Source organism: Brevundimonas naejangsanensis DSM 23858, assembly GCF_000421705.1.
Classification (GTDB): domain Bacteria; phylum Pseudomonadota; class Alphaproteobacteria; order Caulobacterales; family Caulobacteraceae; genus Brevundimonas; species Brevundimonas naejangsanensis.
In genome coordinates, this window is the sequence record NZ_ATXN01000002.1 from 1,029,710 (window position 1) to 1,046,816 (window position 17,107).

A 17,107-nucleotide genomic window follows, 5' to 3' on the forward strand; every position below is an offset into this window, starting at 1 on the left:
TTTGCGCCGGAAGCGGAAACATTGCGAAGAATGGCCATCGCCGCATGCCGCCACGGATGCTTCTACGATCGCACTGAGGGTCACACTGGGGTATTCCCCCTGCGAGCTACGCCGTGTTGCCGTTTGGGGAACGACTAGTTGGACATCGAAGATCTGCGCATCTTTGTGGAGGTGGCTGACGCGGGCGGCGTCTCCGAAACAGCCCGGCGTCTCGGCCTTGCAAAATCGATTGTGAGCCGTCGCCTCTCGCGGCTTGAAAGCGCGCTCGGCGTGGAACTCTTAACCCGGACCACACGCGGGGCGTCTCTGACGCAGGCCGGGGCGACGCTGAAAGACCACGCTGCTCGCATCACAGCCGATGTCGACGCAGCCAGGGAATCGGTTCTGCCGGAAGGCGAACTGCGTGGGCGTCTCAGGATTTCGGCGCCGCTCACATTCGGGCCGACGCATATAGCGCCTGTACTTGCGGAGATGGCCCGTCGCCATCCCTTGCTGAGCCTCCAGTGCTGCTACACGGACAGGTTCGTTGATCTCGTTACGGAAGGATACGACTGCGCGATCCGGGTCGGGCATCTGCCGGACTCCAACCTGCTGGCAAAACGCATAGGGCCGCTTCTTGCCAAGCTGGTCGCGAGTCCGGACTATGTCAGGGCTCATGGCGCACCCGACAAGCCCGAGGACATCGGCGACCATGAGGCCGTTATGCAAGGCACCGAGGCGTGGCGATTCGCGGACGGCAAGAAGATCATTACGGTTCGCCCGCGCGGGCGCTTTAAAGCCGACAACGGCACGGCGCTCGCATCGGCGGCGGTCGCAGGGCTCGGCCTTGCTTGTCTGCCCGATGATTTCATCGACCAACACCTCGCATCAGGCGCTCTTATATCGGTAATGACACGCTATCCACCGCCGCCCGCAGGCGCATATCTCGTGCGCCCGTCAGGTCTGCCGCCCGTGCGAAAAATTCGCGCGCTGACCCAAGTCTTAATCGAGCACTGGAACGACCGGGATGCCTTGGCCGCGCTCCCGAGTGCGCCCCACCCATAACCTTCTTCGGTGGGTCGGGGTCCGTGGCTGACGCCTCCACCCCGCGACGGGCCCGTAGGGCCCACAACACAAAAAGAGGGGCCGCCGGCTAACGCCAGCGGCCCCGGCCCCATGTCATCGCGGGGGGGCAGGAAGGGATGACATGGAGCGACAACACCGGCTCCAGAGAATACCACGGCCCGGCATTGCTTTCCTTACCAACAGCTACCTAGAAACGGATCCGCATGCCGATCCGCGCCGACATAGCGTCATAACCGGAGCCGACATCACCCTGCCCTTCGGCGAAGGTCTCTAAGCCTCGCTCACTCCGGTATGATAGGCCGACCACGCCCTGCCCCCAGGTCTCGACGCGTTCAGCCTCGACACTTTGGCGATTACCGCTGGCAAGCGTGAGGTGATAGTCGTCTCCGAAGCTATGGACGACGGTAGCGCCGCCGTAGAAGCTCAGTTGATCGCCACCGGCCAGGGCACGAGCGCCGCCCAAACGGAACCCAAGGCGACCGGACAGATCTTCGGCGTCCTTGAACAAGAGGGATTGAGCGCCTGAGATGAGATCGTCGGACTTGCTCGTCGTCCAACGCAGCGCGACAAGGGGCTCAAAGAACAGGGTCGGCTTGCCAAGCCGATAGCCGCCTTCCACGTCCAGACCCCAGGTGGAGCCGTCAAGATCGACCTTGCGCGTCAGCGCGGTGCTCGTGAGCTCTGCGGAATGCTGATCGTACTTCAGCAAGACGTTGGCGAAAACGGCGCCCCGAACGATCCCAGCATAGGCCCCGAGGTTGTAGCTCGACACGTCGAACGAGTCAGAGGAGCCGCTGAAGTCCAGCGATGATTGACCATAGCCGGCGGTGACGCCCGCCCTGACATTTTCGCTGACCACCCGCTCGTAGCCGAACTGAGCGCCCTGATGATCCTGGCTGTAGCCCAGATCCACATCTCCGCCGCCCACCATGGCCGCATCCCAGTCGCGGTTGCTTTCCCCAGCCTGAGCAGCGAACCAGAAGCCGCCCTGCGGGGAGCCATCGAAGGCCGCATCACGAGAGCGAACGTTCTGAGAGCCGACGAGATCGCTGCTTGCGGTCCAGACGCCGTCTAGCGCCTGGAGCAGTCCAACCTGGCGGTAGGCAGCCGCGCTGGCCGCGCTGTGGAGCGCGTAGCGTCGGTTCGCCGCGTCGTAGGACAGACTGTGGCCGACGAAACCAAGGTCGCCGGCGCCAGGCGCCAGGCTGAAGGCGTCCGCATCGGACCCTGCGCCCGTTTCGACGACAACCAGCCCATCCAGCCCCCCGAGGGTGGCGACGGAGTAATCGCCCTTGAAGATCAGGCCTGTCTTGCCTGTCGCCGCACCGCCGATCACAAGCCGGTCGGCGACGCCCTTGGCCAGGTCGATATCCAGCGCCACTGTCGAACCCTCCTGACCCGCAAAATCACCCGAGATCGTCAGTTGATCGCCGATCGCGCCGTTACGTAGGTCGACCAGTCCGGCGTTCTCGAACCGCTCGAGGTTACGCAGGGCCAGGATATTCGCGACCTTCCCTTCGGCCAGCGCGACGATTCCGGTGTTGCGCAACAGATCCACGCCGTCACCGAAGTCGCTGTCCTTGGACATCTCGAACAGGCCGGCGTTGTCGAACCGGTCATCTTCCCCGGCGAGCGACAACGAGCCCAGAATCCGACCGGTATTGGTCAGGGCCAGTCGACCGTGGGTCAGACGGATGGCGTGTCCCGTCCCGCCAACGATAACCCCTGCGTTGTTGACCGCCGCTTCACCGTCTCGAAGGATCGGCTGCAGCTTTTCGGGATCGTTATGGTATCCTTCATCGTCGCCAGGATTGGGGCAAGGGTTCGGCGACTTTCCATCATCCGGATTGGGAAGCACGCAGCGCGATCCGGCTGTCAGAAGCAGCCCGTCGACGGCGCCCTGTATGCGGGCGCCCGCACTGATCCTGGCGTCCACGTTCCCGCCCTTCAGCAGTACTGCGCTGCCAAGTTCAGAACGGGCCGCGCCCCGCAGATCCAGAGCAATGTCGCCGATCATATCGGATTCAATCGCCAGATGATGGCGCGACGAGACATCGCCCACAAGCAGGTTCGCATCACCTCGTCCGCGGGCGCTGATGCCGATGGAGCCGGCGCCGGTCACCGCCACATCAACGACCCGAATATCGATATCGCCGTTCAGCAGCGTCTCCGAGGGAGTTTCGGGCATCCCTTGATACAATTCGGCATAGTAGGTCCGCGCGTTGACCCCATGCGAACCTTCGCCGCTTGTCACGATCCGGTTGGCCGCAATCCGCACGTCCCCGCTCTCTCCGCCCCCGAAGACGCCGTGGGACGCAGCTCCGAAGGTGGTGACATCGTCATGCGCTCCGATGTCCGTCACGCCATAGCGCCCGACCGCTCGGAGGGCGTGCGATGCGTCCCCTCGAGTCGTGACCCCGGCGCTGGCCACCACGACAGCATCGCCAAGCGTGGACACCGCTCGAACGCCATCACTGAGCAAACCCGATGTTTCAACGGGCCCCGAGACGGAGACGACCACGTCCTTACCCGCCGCCAGGATGCCGCTCGACTCGTCACCCAAGGTCGTCACATCACCGGCGTAAACCTGCACGGTCCCGCGGAAGGCGGTCGCGGCGATCCCGACGGATTTCCAGCCGCGCGTCGTCACGTCTTTGGCGCGAACGAGAGCGCCGCCCTCTAGCGAACCCGCACTGATGCCGATCGCTTCGTGGCCACCAACGTCAATCGACCCGGCGTCCACAAAAGCCGTGCCGTACTTGCCGTAGGCGAGGACGCCAAATCCGTTCTCGCTCACAAGACTGCCGACGGAAACGTAGGCGTCGCCGTCGGATTCAGCGCCCAGCCCCCCGGTGTTCTCCCCAGTGAAGCGCGCGCTACCGACCATAAGGTGGGCTCTCTCAATTCCAGTCACCATCGCGCCTATGCCGAAATCACCATTGATGGTGAGATCATCAATGACCGCTTCAGCCTGCGTCCATGATCCAAGATTGACGCCGATGTTGTGAGCGCCCTTCAGGTCGATCTTTCCGACTGAAACGCCCGTATAGTCGCTGCTAATCTGGCCTGACGAGTCCATAACGCCATTGAAGGCGTTGACGCCCCAAATATAGTCGCCGTCGCCTCGGATTTCTTTGACGTCAATGATCATCAGACCGCCGCCCGTCGCGACCACGCCGTCAGACGCAAATCCTGCGGTGACGACGGAGTCGGCCTTGATCGAGATCATGCCGAGGCCGCCGTCGACGACAATGCCTCGGGATTCATCCCCCGCCGTCTGGATCTGGCCGGCGTTGATGGCGATGGAGCCGCCGCTGCGCGCGAAGATTCCGTCAGCCATGTAGCCGTCAGTTTCGACCGATTTGGCCTGAATTTTGATCGCGCCCGACACGCTGCCAGCGGAGATGCCGGTCGCGTAATCGCCGCTCGTCCGGACATGGCCGACGTCGATGACGGTATCGCCATGATCGGTCCAGGTGTCTACGCCCCGAAGCGTCGTCCCGGTATTGTCCGAAATTGCTGTGACATCTCCCACTTTCACTCTGACGTCGCCAGCGCCTTCAACGTAGGCCGCCACGCCGCTGGCGTTGTGCGTCGTGAGGGTTGCCCCGGCGCCCTCGATACTGATCGCTCCGCCCTGCGTCACCACATGAACAGCTGGGCGGCCCTGGTCGGTTTCCACGACCGTGCCGTCTTCAAGTCGAACCGTAATATCGCCCGGATACTCGCCGCCATAGTGGATGCCGTCAGGGTAGTCTCTTGGTTCGCAAATCGCGACGCCCTCGACGAGGGGGCCGCACGCGTCGTTGCCGAGAGACTGGCTGTGAACCGCCCCGGCGCTCATAAGGGCCGCGCTCGCGGCCCCGCCGCAAAGCAGGAACCGGCGGCCATGCCGGCCGAGTGATGGGTGCTTCATGGAATGTCCCGATCTGGACGTTGATATTGGGCGTAAGACGCCGCCCAAGGTTCGAACCCGCACGCTGCCCGGAGAAAAATCCGCCCAAATGAGCCAGTGACCGAGATAATAAGCTGATAAATAAAGATTTTTTCTTTATGAATCGAGAGCGCCTTCAGCCTGAATGAGGGAGACTAGGCACGTCGCGCCGTAAAGCCGCCTGCCCGTCGCAGTCCTCCTCCTGAATGGACATCGCTCCGGCTGCGCGCCCAAGGTCGGTTCGCCGCACCCAGACCTCGTCCGAGAGCCGGGTCCGGGCGACGGTCGCTAACCCGGCCGCCTACCGGAACTGAGAGGGACGTCTCACACGCCATTCGCGTAAGCCGGGGTCTCTGCCTCGACCACCGTCCGTTGCGCCTCGGCAACGCCAGTCTCTTGATGTCCGCCCGCCACGTCGCGCTAAATTTTGAGCGAACAAACGTCGGACACAGTCCAGCGCCCCTCAGCCTCGGCGGGACTTGCGTTACCTTGGACGCTCTCGACCTGACCTCAGCTCGAGACTCGACTACCCCCAAGGGGAGGACTGCGCCATCCGGCTGGAAGCCATAGTGGCAGGGTCTTCAACCCTTCATATCGCGGCGAAGCGCTTCGAGATCGGAGCGCAAAGGCGCGCGTTAGCCAGCCCCGCCTGTCGACACCCACGTCCAACAACGAGGCCCCCCCTCAGCAAAAGTCCGTCAGATGCCGAGAATGCCCCGATAGGTCGGATGGACGACGTCCGCGTGCTCGGGATGCTTCTTCAGATAGGACGAGAAAAACGGACAAACCGGCAAGATCAGCAATTTACGCGCCGCCGCATCGGCGATCACATATTTGGCTAGACGCGCCGCGAGCCCTTGCCCCTCAAGCTTCACCGGAACCAAGGTTTCAGTGATCATGAGCTGGTTCGCTCCAGACAGATTATAGGTCACGACTGCTAGGTCGCCGTCGACTTCCAGCTCGTAACGGTTCTGATCAGCGTTATTGCGAATGGTTGCATCAAGCATATTCCGCCCTCCGGCAGCACTGTAGCGGTTCAAGCCATGACCTGGCTGCCTGCCGGCCTTGGAGCGCTTGGTGAAATGTTGATCAGGTCCCCGCCGGCGGTGTCGAGAATACAAGATGGACGTCTTGAACCTCCAACGGCACGAGCCCTGACGCCCCCAGCTAAGCATTCACATCCGCTTTGTCCCGCCCCCGATCGTTCCTGGACATGAAACTCTGTGACGCAGATTTCGAGGCTGTTGAACCACCAGAGGAACGATAACGTGTCGGGACTTGGAGCAGGCCGATCTGTCCGACGCTTCATGGACCTTTTCGCCCCCAATCGCTCGAGGCGAGCCAATGCTTACGGAACGACCTTTGTCGCCGCGGATCTGGATGCTCGTTGGCGCCCTGCTCGCAGCTGGCTTTACCGCTCTCAGCATTCATGTGGGATTGTTGGCGGCGGGCGTCCCATTTCCGCTTCCAAACGGCCCCGCCTGGGCCGGATGGTTGTATGACTCGACGGTCGCAGGCGGGGTTCTCGCTTTCCTCAGCTACGCGCGACCACGCCTTGGGCGTCTCAGTATCCTGACGCAGGCCCTTGTGACCTTCCTGATCATTGCAGCCGTTCAGGAAACCCTGCGAGCGGCGGTCATGAACGGTGTTGTGACGGGCGGGTGGGGCCACTCCGCGCTCAGCTTGGTAAAACCAGTCCTGAGCGATTTGATCTTCGCCTTCCTCTGCGTGATCGCGGCTCGCTGGACCCGCAGCCTCCTGTCGTTTTTCGGAGCGGCCCTGGCGGTCGGCGCGCTCGCGGGATTTGCGGACGACGCGATCAAGGCCGCCATGGCGCCGGTCCTTGAAGCCTTCGCCTGGCTCGCGCGAGATGACCTCTACGGCTTCCCTTACCCAGCCCACGTCATGATCGCAGCCTACGCCACCTTCATCGAAGCGGTGGCTGGCGTAACCCTGATGGCAGCGCTCACATGGGAGCAGATCTCCGCCTCCCGGACGGTTCGCCTGCTGACGCTCGCCGCGCTGACGGCCACGGTGAAGGGAGTGGCTGGCGGCACGTTCCTGCTCGGCTTCTTCACCGGCGAGAACGTCTGGATCGGCATGTTCAGTTGGAGCCAGTTCCTGCTCGAGTTTCTAGCGCTGGGCCTGCTTGTCGGCCTGGCCTGGGAAACGCTGGGTCCCCCCTCAACGCTGGCGGGGCAGCTTGCGCAGCCCCTTCGCAAAGGAATTTTTCAGTGACTTACGTTTCACGCCAGTTTCATCTTATAGACCGCCCGAAGGCCACGCCAAGCAGCCAAAGCTTCAGCTTGGTAGAGCGCCAGTTGACGCCGCCCGGCCCCAAGCAACTCCTCGTTAAAAATCTATGGCTGTCGGTCGATCCGTACATGCGGGGGCGCATGGTCGACCAACCGTCCTACATTGCGCCTTTCGGCCTCAACGAGCCTTTGGATGGCGCTGCGGTCGGCGTCGTCATCGAAAGCCGCGACGACGCGTTCGCGCCGGGCGACATGGTGAGCCACTTCTCTGGATGGCGCGATCGCGCCGTCATTGATGCGTCAGCGGCCACCCTCATCGAATCGTCCCTTCCAGCGCAAACGTTTCTCGGACCGCTGGGCCTGCCCGGGCAGACCGCCTATGTCGGCCTCTTGCGGATCGGCGCCGCTAAGGCTGGCGAAACCGTCTTCATTTCCGCGGCGGCAGGAGCCGTAGGCTCGATTGCGGCCCAGATCGCCAAGATCAAAGGCTGTCGGGTTATCGGCTCCACCGGCTCAAAAGACAAGGAGCGCTGGCTGCTTGAGGAGGCCGGCATAGACGTCGTCATCAACTACAGGGACACCCCTGACATAACGGCAGCATTGATGGATGCTGCCCCTGAAGGCATTGACGTCTATTTCGACAATGTCGGCGGAGATCATCTAGAGGCGGCTATCAGCGCAGCAAACGATTTCGCACACTTTCCACTTTGCGGAATGATCGGCCAGTACAACGGTGAACCCGTGGGTCCTAGAAATATCTTTCAGGTCGTCACAAAGCGCATTCGCATGGAAGGCTTCATCGTAACCGATCACTCGGACATGATAAACGATATACATCGTGACATCAGTCTATGGATCAATCGTGGAGACATAAAATGGACCGAGACAATCGTTGATGGCCTAGAAAACACTCCCAAGGCCTTCATTGATCTGTTTAACGGCAAAAATACTGGAAAAATGATCGTTCGCCTGGATCATAGTATTTAAGCACTCTCACTGAGAACATACACCCGAGACACGAAAGGCAATAGGAACATGACCACCTCCTCCAGAAGACGCCTGCTGCAGGGCGCGGTGGCGCTTGGACTGGGCGTCGGCCTTAGCGGCTCTGCTGCAGCCTCGATCGGTGCAATAGGCGGCGACTTTCCGCTTCAAAGCAGGCTGATCAACATCAATGGCAAGCCGTTCCGCGTTCTCGAGCAGGGCAGCGGTCCTGCTGTTCTGTTCTGCCACGGATTTCCGGATACCGCCGCCACCTGGCGCAGTCAGATGAAGGCTGTGGCCGATGCAGGATACCGCGCCATCGCGCTCGACATGCGCGGCTTTGGCGACAGTTACGCGCCCGTCGAAACAGAGCTCTATTCGTCTCTTTACATCGTCGGGGACATCATTGGCGTGCTGGATGCGCTCGGCGTTCCCACAGCCGTTATTGTCGGCCACGACTGGGGCGCCGACCATGCGCAGCGCACAGCCCTGCTTCGCCCGGACCGAATCCGGGCGCTGGTCAGCCTCAGCATTCCCTACGCGCCACGTGGCGAAGCCAATTACTGGGACATCCTGCGCGAGCTTGGCTTCGGCGAGCGCTACTATGCGCTGGGCATGCTTGGCGACGGCGCCGAGCAGATGTTCGAGCCCGCGTCGCAATCGATTCCGAGCATTCTCTACTGGTTGTCGGCGAGCCCACCGGCCGGCACAGGCTGGGATCCGGTCGATCCCGCCCGACATATGCTGCGCCCGGCGCCGGTCTCCGTCCCCGACTGGGCGGACCCCGACTATGTCGCCCATACGATCCGCGCCTTCACGAAGGGCGGCTTCCGAGGCGGGATGAACTATTATCGCTCGCTGCCGGAGACCTTCGACCTCACGTCGGCATTCAAGAACGCGCCCATTCGGCAACCGAGCCTGTACATCTGGGGCGAGGCGGACGGTCTGTGCCAGTTCTTCCACCCGGGGGGGCCGTCGCTGAGCGACCTGCGGCGAGGGCAACCCGGCCTGGTCGACCAGATCATGATCGAAAACGCAGGGCACTGGATCCAGCATGAGGCGGCCGACCGCGTGAACGCGGAGCTGCTGAAGTTCCTGAAGTCGATCTGACTCCGCTCAAATGGGCAGGCTGCGGTCGGCAGCCTGCCCAGACATCTGTTGTAAGGAGGCGAACCTGACTCTCATCGATAATGTGCGAAACGAGGATCTGACCGCCATCCTCGCGCACGTCGAGGCTGGCGCTGACATCAATCAAGCAGATGAGAACGGACTGACGCCATTGATGATCGCATCGGGTTTCGGCCGAGCGCACGTGGTCGAAATCCTCCTTAGCGGAGGGGCTAACCTGCACGCTACTGAGCCTCGCATGGGGGCGACGGCCCTGCACAAGGCTGCGCAATCAGGCGATGCGGACGTGATTGCGCTTCTGCTCGACCACGGGGCCTTTATTGATCAGCAAACACCGACCCTGGGTCATACGGCGTTGATGGATGCCGTTCTGCACAAACAGGAAATAGCAGTCCGGCGCCTTTTGGATCGCGGGGCCAAGACCGGGATCCGAACCCATTACGACAAAACCGCGCTCGACCTGGCTCGCGCTGACGATCTCATCGAGATCGCTAGGCTGCTGGAAGCGGCCCAAGAGAGGATCAGCGCCCGCGCCGCCTCCCAAGCGCTGATGCTGGCGGTCCAGGCCAACGACGTTGAAGAGGTCCGACAGCGGATTGCGGACGGGGCCTGGATCGACGAACGGGCGCCGATGCTCGGCACGCTGGACGACGACTACACCCCTCTCGGCCTCGCTGCGCGGGATGGGCGTGCAGAGATCGTTCGCGCCCTGCTGGAAGCCGGAGCGGATATCTCGCTACTGAATGGCCTGATGCGCGCCACCGCAGGACATGAGGCCGGATATATGGGGCATGCTGATGTTGCGCGGCTTCTGGTGCAACATCGCGACGGAGGCCGGGCGCTCGATATCGACGCTCAAGGCGCCTACAACGGCTATACCGCCCTGCACGACGCCGTGTGGCACGGCCATCTCGCTGTCGCAGTCGTGCTTGTAGAGGCAGGCGCCCGCCTCGACCTCGAAACTCACGCCGGGATGACTGCCCGCCAACTCGCCATCAGTCTCGGCTACGATGACATCGCACGTCTTCTGAGCGAAGCCGGACCAAGGCGCGGGCCTGACGACGTCCGCAGCCATGCCTAGCCAAAAGGTCGGCGCGGCGTCAGGCCGTCCCCTCATGGAGGGGGGCCTCTTGCGACGGCGCAAGGAGGCCGGATGCAAAGGCGTTGAAGGCCTCCGTGGCCCGTCCCAGAACAGCCTTGGGATCATCAGCTGTTGCGACCCACATCGCCGCGTTCAGGGCCGCGCCGTTCAACAGCCGCGCAGCTGCTTCGGCGTCCACCGTCTTGAGCTGCCCTTCCTCGATCAGAGCTCTGACCGCCTGAATCGTCGCCTGCAGGCATCCATCCTGGCTGGGCCATTGCGAGGGGTCGCCCAGCACCGCAGGACCGTCCAGCAGGACAATTCTCTGGACCTCGGGGTCCATCGCCATTTCGATATAGGCTGCGCCCTCGGCCAGGAGAGCGCGCCACGGCGTCGCGGCCTTACGCCCGATGGCGCGCGCACGCGCCGCCATGTCGCTATCAATCTGTTCGACCACCGCCTGCATCAAGCCGCGCTTGTCGCCGAAGTGGTGATAGAGCGCGCCGCGGGTGAGGCCGGCCTCGGCGGTGAAGTCATCCATAGACGCCCCGGCATAGCCCTTCTCGGCGAAAGCCTTGCGACCCGCGCGCATAAGCTTTGCGCGCGTCTCTTCGATCATTTCGCTGCGCGATCTTCGCACCAAGCCAACCTCCATGTCACCCATTGACATACGATACGTATGCGATTACATATTCGCATACGTCACGTATACTATCGCACCAAATCACTGACTAGAAAAGGCGGGGCTTCGCCACGCAGTGTCGGCGCCCTGAAGTGTCCATGACCCAACGCCAAGCTGTTTTCCCTGCAGGCCGCCACGCCCTCTATGAGACGCACGGCTACTCCGCCGCCATCAAATCCGGCGACCTTCTCTTCGTATCCGGCCAGGTCGGCAGCCTGCCCGACGGCTCGCCTGAGCCGGACTTCACCAAACAGGTGCGACTCGCCTTCGACAATCTGATCGAGGTCCTGGCGGCGGCAGGCTGCACGCTGCAGGACGTGGTCGATGTGACGACCTTTCACACCGACCCGGAGAACCAGTTCGACCAGGTCATGCAGGTTCGCAACGCCGTGATCGGAGACCCCCCCTACCCGAACTGGACGGCCGTAGGCGCCACCTGGTTGTCGGGCTTTGATTTCGAGATCAAGGTCATCGCTCGCATCCCGTCGACCACAGAACTCTAGCTCCACAGCACGGCTCCGCAGGGCAGGCTGTATCCAGCCAATGCCCTGTGCGACGCCGGTCAGGCTTTATGGGCGGATCCGGCAATCCCGTCCCAGGCCGCCATGGCGACGTCAGCAACACCCTCTAGCTCAGCACGACCAGCCCCGCCTCGCGCTTGGATCGTCATGCCGTACTGGATGGTCTCGACGAACTTGGCCAGGCGGCTCGCATCATCGGTTTCCCCCAACTCTCCGTCCGCGACGCCCTTTCGAAATCTCTCCTCCAGACGCTCGAACGTCCCCTGGATGGATTGGGCGAAAGCGTTAAGCGCCGGCAACCCCTCGCAACCGACTGAGGCGATCGCCAGCATACAGCCGCGAGGCCGGTCGGAGACGGCTCCGCTGAGGGCGGCGGCTGAGTCGTAAAGAAAAGTCCGCGCCGCTTCTCGCGCGGTTGTCGCCGCTTCAAAGCCAGTCCATCCCAGCCTGGCGTAGGTTTCATAATAGTGCTGAAGCGCCTCGGCAAACAGGGCTTCTTTGGAGCCGAAGGCCGCATAGAGGCTCTTCGTCCCGATCCCCATGACAGCGGTCAGATCAGCGATCGACGTCGCCTCGTACCCATTTCGCCAGAACAGGTTGGTGGCGGCGCCGAGGGCCTTCTCACGATCAAACGCCCGCGGCCGCCCGCGTCCACGGCGTGTCGGCGGGGCATGGATCGTCACTTCGCCTGATTTCTGCATCGATCACTGAATATATCTATTGACTCCCCCACGCAAGTCCCCAAGTTATTGTGCATCAATCGATGCATAAATGGATGAAAGACGATGACTGATCTGACCGGAAAGCGCGCGCTGGTGACAGGCGGCTCCAGAGGCATTGGAGCCGCCATCGCCCAGGCCCTTGCGGATAACGGCGCCGATGTCGCCTTTACCTATCAAAACTCGGCGGCGAGAGCCGAAGCCGTGAAGACCGGGATTGAAGGCAGGGGGCGTAAGGCCGTCGCGATTCAGGCTGACAGCGCCGACCCCGCCGCTATCGCGCGCTCTGTCAGCGAAGCCGTTTCAGCGCTCGGCGGACTCGACATTCTCGTCAATAGCGCGGGCATCGCCCACAACGGCTTTATCGAAGACCTGGATGTAGACGCCTATCAGCATTTGATGGACGTCAACGTTCGTGCGCCGGTGCTGTTCGCAAAGGCGGCGATCCCTCACCTTCCTGCGGGCGGGCGCATCGTCTTCGTAGGTTCGAACCTGGCGGACCGCGTGCCCTTCCCGGGCGTGACCGCCTACGCCATGTCCAAGTCAGCGCTGCTTTCGCTGACCCGCGGACTGGCGCGTGAACTGGGCCCGAAAGGTATCACCGTCAACCTCCTGCATCCCGGATCGACCGACACGGAAGCTAACCCGGCGGACGGCGCGAGCGCGGAGGTTCAGCGGAGCCTTTCGGCGATTGGGCGTTTCAGCGAGCCTGCCGAGGTTGCAAACGCAGCGGTCTTCCTGGCGAGTCCCGCAGCGAGCGTCGTCACGGGTTCTGTCCTGACTGCGGACGGCGGCGGCGTCGCCTGAGACGCAGGGCGGTTTCATTCGCGCACAAAACCTCTTAGCACGGCCAGCATAACCGGCCCCGGCCATCATCAGGTCGGGGCCGGCGCTCCACGCCCTTCTGATCTTGCCCTGAAAACCCCCCCTACGGTTAGCCCAGCGAATGACGAAGCTTTCTGCGCCGCCCTCGGGACTTGAGGCGGTCTTTCTCGAGCTTCGGCCAACGCTTCTCCACCGCGCGCGCGCCATGGGCGCCGGCCCGGACGCAGAAGACGTCCTCCAAGACGTCTGGTTGCGAACGCAGGCGGTCAAGACGCCGATCGCCCAACCACGCGCCTACCTCTACCGCATGGTCTATACGGTGGTGCTGGATCGTCGCCGACAAGCGCGCCGCGCGGCAACGAGAGACGGCGCCTGGATCCGCGACCAGGACGTGGACGAACCCAGGGCGACGCCGACCCCGGAGCGCAGCCTGTTGGCCCGAGAAGCCCTGCGTGCCGTAGAGACGCGCCTCGCCATTCTCGGCGAGCCCGCCGCCACCATTCTGCGTCGTCACCGGCTAGGCGGCGAAACTCAGAAGGCGATCGCCGCCGATCTGGGAATGGGCCTCAGCACGGTGGAAAAACATCTCAGGCGCGCCTACGCCGCCCTTCTGGACGTGAGCGAGGACGAGACATGAGGGCGAACGCTGTTCGCGGCGTCTTAGAGGGATGGCGACGATGACCGCATCCAAAGACATTCAACAGGTCGCGCTGGACTGGCTCCTACGCGTCAACGACCCTCTGTTCGACGACTGGGACGGCTGGCAGGCCTGGCTGGACGCCTCGCCGGAACACCCCAAGGCCTACTGGACGCTGGCGGAGCAGGAAGCCGAGCTTGTGGACACGCTCGGGTCGATCTCGTGGCCCGCTTCGGGAGCCGCGCCAACGGCCGCGCCCACAGACCCCCGCGCGGGCGGCCGGACGCGAGCCGGCCGCCGCTGGACGCTCCCCGCCCTCGGCGGTCTGGCCGCCGCCCTGGCCTTTGGACTCTGGCTGGCCGTCACCGTGCCCGGTCGGCACTCCATCGTCGAGAGCCCTGACGGCCAGCCCATGACCCTAGCCCTCGCCGACGGCAGCGAAATCGCCCTGGCGGGAGGCAGTCGCATCGTTTTGGACCGCCGCAACCCCCGCTTCGCCAAGCTGGAAGAGGGACGCGCCCTCTTCACCGTCGTCCATGACCGTCACCGCCCGTTCGAGGTCCGGATCGGCGATATGGTCGTGACGGATCTCGGCACCGTCTTCGACGTGACACGCCTTGATCAGGGTGTCCGCGTCGAGGTCGCCGAAGGCTTGGTGCGCGTCGCTCGCGGTGCGGACCGCGTCGACCTTGAGCCAGGCGAGGGCGTCATGGTCGCGCCAGACGGCTTCCATCTGCGCTCGACGCCTCCTGCGAGCGTCGCGGGCTGGCGATCATCCCGCCTCACCTACCATGACGAGACATTGTCGGTCGTGGTTCAAGATCTGGCCCGCGTCCAGGGCCGGCGCATCGCTGTCTCGCCCGATGTCGAAGATCGGCGCTTCACCGGGAGCCTCTCGGCTGACGGAGCCGTGGCGCAGTCCCCCGAACGACTGGCGCAGTTGCTGGGTGCGCCAGTGACGGTCGAGCGGGACGGCTGGCGGGTGGGGGCCGCGACGGGTCATTGACGATCATCGCCTTTGCAGTCGCGGGCCTTGTCGCGTCTGAACCCCTGACGTCCGTGGACGTCCGCTCCGGCCCTGCGCTTCAAGGCGTCTACAGCATCGCCGAGCAGACGGGAATCGACGTGGTCGTCTCGACCCCGCTGGGATCGCGGCGTCTGCCAGCCTTGCGAGGGCGGATGACGCCGGAGGCGGCTCTGGATCGCTGGCTTGCACCGGCCCAAGCGCGAGCGGATCGCATCGGCCCGGGCCTTTACCGGATCGTCGCCGCCAGCCCGGACCGCCCCGCCGTTTCGGCGGATCCAAGACTGACGGAGCCTGTTGCGGTCGCCGATGTCGTGGTGCGCGCCCGGCCTGCCCGCAGCCCCCTGGATGGCGCTGAGGGCCGCGTCCGGCTGCCCGCGGAAGCGCTTGACCTCCAGACTGGACGGCACGCTGTTGCGGCCCTGTCCGATCTCGCCTCCACCGTGGATTCCACGCGGCAAGGATCGGGACGCAATAAACTCTTTATCCGCGGCGTGTCCGACTCGGCCTTCAGCGGCCCCCTACAATCGACGGTCGGGGTCTACCTTGGCGATTTCCGGATCGGGGCCGGAGCCCCGCATCCCGACCTTGCCCTGGTCGACATCCAGAGCGTGGAGGTTTTCGAGGGCCCGCAAAGCGCTCGCTTCGGCACAGGCTCTATTGGCGGCGTAGTCCGGCTCATCCCCACTCCTCCGGATCCGGGGGCTACGGAAGGCTCGCTTGCGACGGGGATCCAAGCCACGCGCGACGGCGCAGCCGGCTTTGACGCGTCCGGATTCATCAACGCGCCCATCGACGACAAGACCGCATGGCGCGTGGCGGCCTACAGCCTACGCGACGGCGGCGGATACGGCGGAGCCCAGGCCGATGACGCGGTATCCACAATCGGCCTGCGCGCTTCCCTGATCCGCAGGGGCGAAGCATGGACGGTCACGGGAATAATCGCCGTCCAGGATATCCAGGCGGACGACAGCCGTAATCGCCCCCTGTACGAGGGAGCGCCGACACGGCGGATCGCCGAACCTTACGAGAGCCGGATCGCTCTGACGGGGGTCACGGCCGTGCGTCGCGCTGGCGGCGTACGCTTCCTTCAATCGGCGATCCTGTCGCGACAGACCCTGGACGAAAAATTCGACGCCAGTCCTTCGCCCGCCAGCCCAGCCGCCGCGGCCCGGTCCCAGGATTCATTCATGGCGTCGAGCGAGACCCGGCTGGAGATCATCGACGGCCCCGTCACCGCCAGTCTCAACCTTTCTCTTGCGGCGGGCCGATTAACCGCGCGACGCGCCCGAGACTTCCAGAACGACGCCGCCCCCATGACCCGGACCCGCGTGACGCGCGACGCCCTGGAAGCCGGCCTCTACGGCGAAGCAGCGTTCGAGATCGGCCCGGATCTGCAGCTCGCGGTCGGCGGCCGGGCGTCGGCGGCGCGGATCGAATACCGCACCCGGACCACGGATCCTGCCGCAACGGGTGCGGAGCAGCCCGATGGGAGAACCTTGTCTCTGGTCCCGGCCCTCACCCTGCGGTGGCGTCGAGAGTCCCGACCGCTGGAGATTTTCGCGCGCCTCGAACAGGGGGTCCGGCCAGGCGGCCTCGACGGCAGCGGAGGCGGCTTCCACGCCTATGAGGAAGATCGGCTGACCTATGCCGAACTCGGCGTCCGCACCGGCGGACTGAGGTCTGATTGGTCCGCAGAGGCGTCCTTCGGGCGCATAGACTGGCGCGACGTTCAGGCGGACATCACGACCCTCGGCGGCGATCTCGTGACCGACAATATCGGCGATGGCGTCGTCCGCTTCTTCCAGGCCAAGGCGTCGTGGCGGCCCGTGGCGACCCTATCGCTGACGGGCAATCTCTTTCTCAACGACAGCCGGCTCCGCTCGCAACGGCCCGGCGTGATCGTCCCCGACGGCGACGCCATTCCCAACGTGGCCTCGGCCGGCGCCTATGTCGGCGCGACTTGGGACGTCTCCCCCTGGTTTCGCCTGGGAACCGCCGCTCGGTATGTCGGACGCTCCCGCCCTGGCTACGGCCCTGGCCTGGAAACCCCGCAGGGCGGCTACCTTAAGCTCAACCTGTCGGCTCGGCTGGGCGGCGATCGAAAAGCCCTGACCCTGGACATCTCCAATGTGCTGGATGAAGACGCTGTCGAGTTCGGGCTGGGTTCGCCCTACCAGTTGTCGTCGCCCCGCATTTCGCCTCTCCGCCCCATCACGGCGCGAATTGGCGTTTTCGCCGCCTTTTGAACC

The 17,107-nt window shown here is 63.9% G+C and carries 14 protein-coding genes; 10 read left to right on the forward strand and 4 right to left on the reverse strand.

What is annotated here, in order from left to right; translation table 11 throughout:
• Nucleotides 1–138: 138 nt before the first annotated feature.
• Entirely contained in the window at nt 139–1,044 is a 906-nt protein-coding gene (locus tag H556_RS0105240; RefSeq protein ID WP_024353436.1) for a LysR family transcriptional regulator, read from the forward strand.
• Between the two features lie 208 nt (nt 1,045–1,252).
• On the opposite strand, the gene H556_RS0105245 is transcribed toward H556_RS0105240, so the two are convergent.
• Complete coding sequence (locus H556_RS0105245; RefSeq protein ID WP_081650878.1) at nt 1,253–4,981, reverse strand: autotransporter outer membrane beta-barrel domain-containing protein; 3,729 nt, start codon at nt 4,979–4,981, stop codon at nt 1,253–1,255.
• 716 nt (nt 4,982–5,697) lie between these two features.
• A complete protein-coding gene (locus H556_RS0105255; protein WP_024353439.1) occupies nt 5,698–6,006 on the reverse strand; it encodes a GNAT family N-acetyltransferase in 309 nt (102 codons plus the stop codon).
• 355 nt (nt 6,007–6,361) lie between these two features.
• Here H556_RS0105255 and H556_RS16625 point away from each other — a divergent pair, with 355 nt between their 5' ends.
• The 4 genes from H556_RS16625 to H556_RS0105275 are packed head-to-tail and all read left to right on the forward strand — an operon-like array spanning nt 6,362 to nt 10,447.
• Nucleotides 6,362–7,237: a hypothetical protein gene (locus H556_RS16625; RefSeq protein ID WP_162140895.1), complete on the forward strand. Its 876-nt coding sequence runs from the start codon at nt 6,362–6,364 to the stop codon at nt 7,235–7,237.
• Entirely contained in the window at nt 7,234–8,241 is a 1,008-nt protein-coding gene (locus H556_RS0105265; protein WP_024353441.1) for an NADP-dependent oxidoreductase, read from the forward strand. Before H556_RS16625 ends, H556_RS0105265 begins: the two co-directional genes overlap by 4 nt.
• A 48-nt stretch (nt 8,242–8,289) precedes the next feature.
• On the forward strand, nt 8,290–9,348 hold the full coding sequence (locus H556_RS0105270; RefSeq protein WP_024353442.1) for an alpha/beta fold hydrolase: 1,059 nt from the start codon (nt 8,290–8,292) through the stop codon (nt 9,346–9,348).
• 10 nt (nt 9,349–9,358) lie between these two features.
• Complete coding sequence (locus tag H556_RS0105275; RefSeq protein WP_024353443.1) at nt 9,359–10,447, forward strand: ankyrin repeat domain-containing protein; 1,089 nt, start codon at nt 9,359–9,361, stop codon at nt 10,445–10,447.
• 19 nt (nt 10,448–10,466) lie between these two features.
• Here H556_RS0105275 and H556_RS0105280 read toward each other — a convergent pair whose 3' ends face one another.
• On the reverse strand, nt 10,467–11,087 hold the full coding sequence (locus H556_RS0105280) for a TetR/AcrR family transcriptional regulator (protein ID WP_024353444.1): 621 nt from the start codon (nt 11,085–11,087) through the stop codon (nt 10,467–10,469).
• Between the two features lie 140 nt (nt 11,088–11,227).
• Here H556_RS0105280 and H556_RS0105285 point away from each other — a divergent pair, with 140 nt between their 5' ends.
• Nucleotides 11,228–11,632, forward strand: coding sequence for a Rid family hydrolase (locus tag H556_RS0105285; protein WP_024353445.1), 405 nt, complete (start codon nt 11,228–11,230; stop codon nt 11,630–11,632).
• 59 nt (nt 11,633–11,691) lie between these two features.
• Here H556_RS0105285 and H556_RS0105290 read toward each other — a convergent pair whose 3' ends face one another.
• Complete coding sequence (locus H556_RS0105290; RefSeq protein WP_024353446.1) at nt 11,692–12,351, reverse strand: TetR/AcrR family transcriptional regulator; 660 nt, start codon at nt 12,349–12,351, stop codon at nt 11,692–11,694.
• A gap of 84 nt (nt 12,352–12,435) precedes the next feature.
• Here H556_RS0105290 and H556_RS0105295 point away from each other — a divergent pair, with 84 nt between their 5' ends.
• From H556_RS0105295 to H556_RS0105310, 4 genes are all read left to right on the forward strand, one after another.
• Entirely contained in the window at nt 12,436–13,176 is a 741-nt protein-coding gene (locus tag H556_RS0105295) for an SDR family NAD(P)-dependent oxidoreductase (protein WP_024353447.1), read from the forward strand.
• Between the two features lie 139 nt (nt 13,177–13,315).
• Nucleotides 13,316–13,831: an RNA polymerase sigma factor gene (locus H556_RS0105300; protein ID WP_024353448.1), complete on the forward strand. Its 516-nt coding sequence runs from the start codon at nt 13,316–13,318 to the stop codon at nt 13,829–13,831.
• Nucleotides 13,832–13,871: 40 nt separating this feature from the next.
• Nucleotides 13,872–14,837 carry a FecR family protein gene (locus H556_RS0105305; protein WP_162140896.1) on the forward strand — a complete coding sequence of 322 codons (966 nt, stop codon included), beginning with the start codon at nt 13,872–13,874 and terminating at the stop codon, nt 14,835–14,837.
• Entirely contained in the window at nt 14,834–17,104 is a 2,271-nt protein-coding gene (locus tag H556_RS0105310; RefSeq protein ID WP_024353450.1) for a TonB-dependent receptor, read from the forward strand. Before H556_RS0105305 ends, H556_RS0105310 begins: the two co-directional genes overlap by 4 nt.
• Nucleotides 17,105–17,107 lie beyond the last annotated feature (3 nt).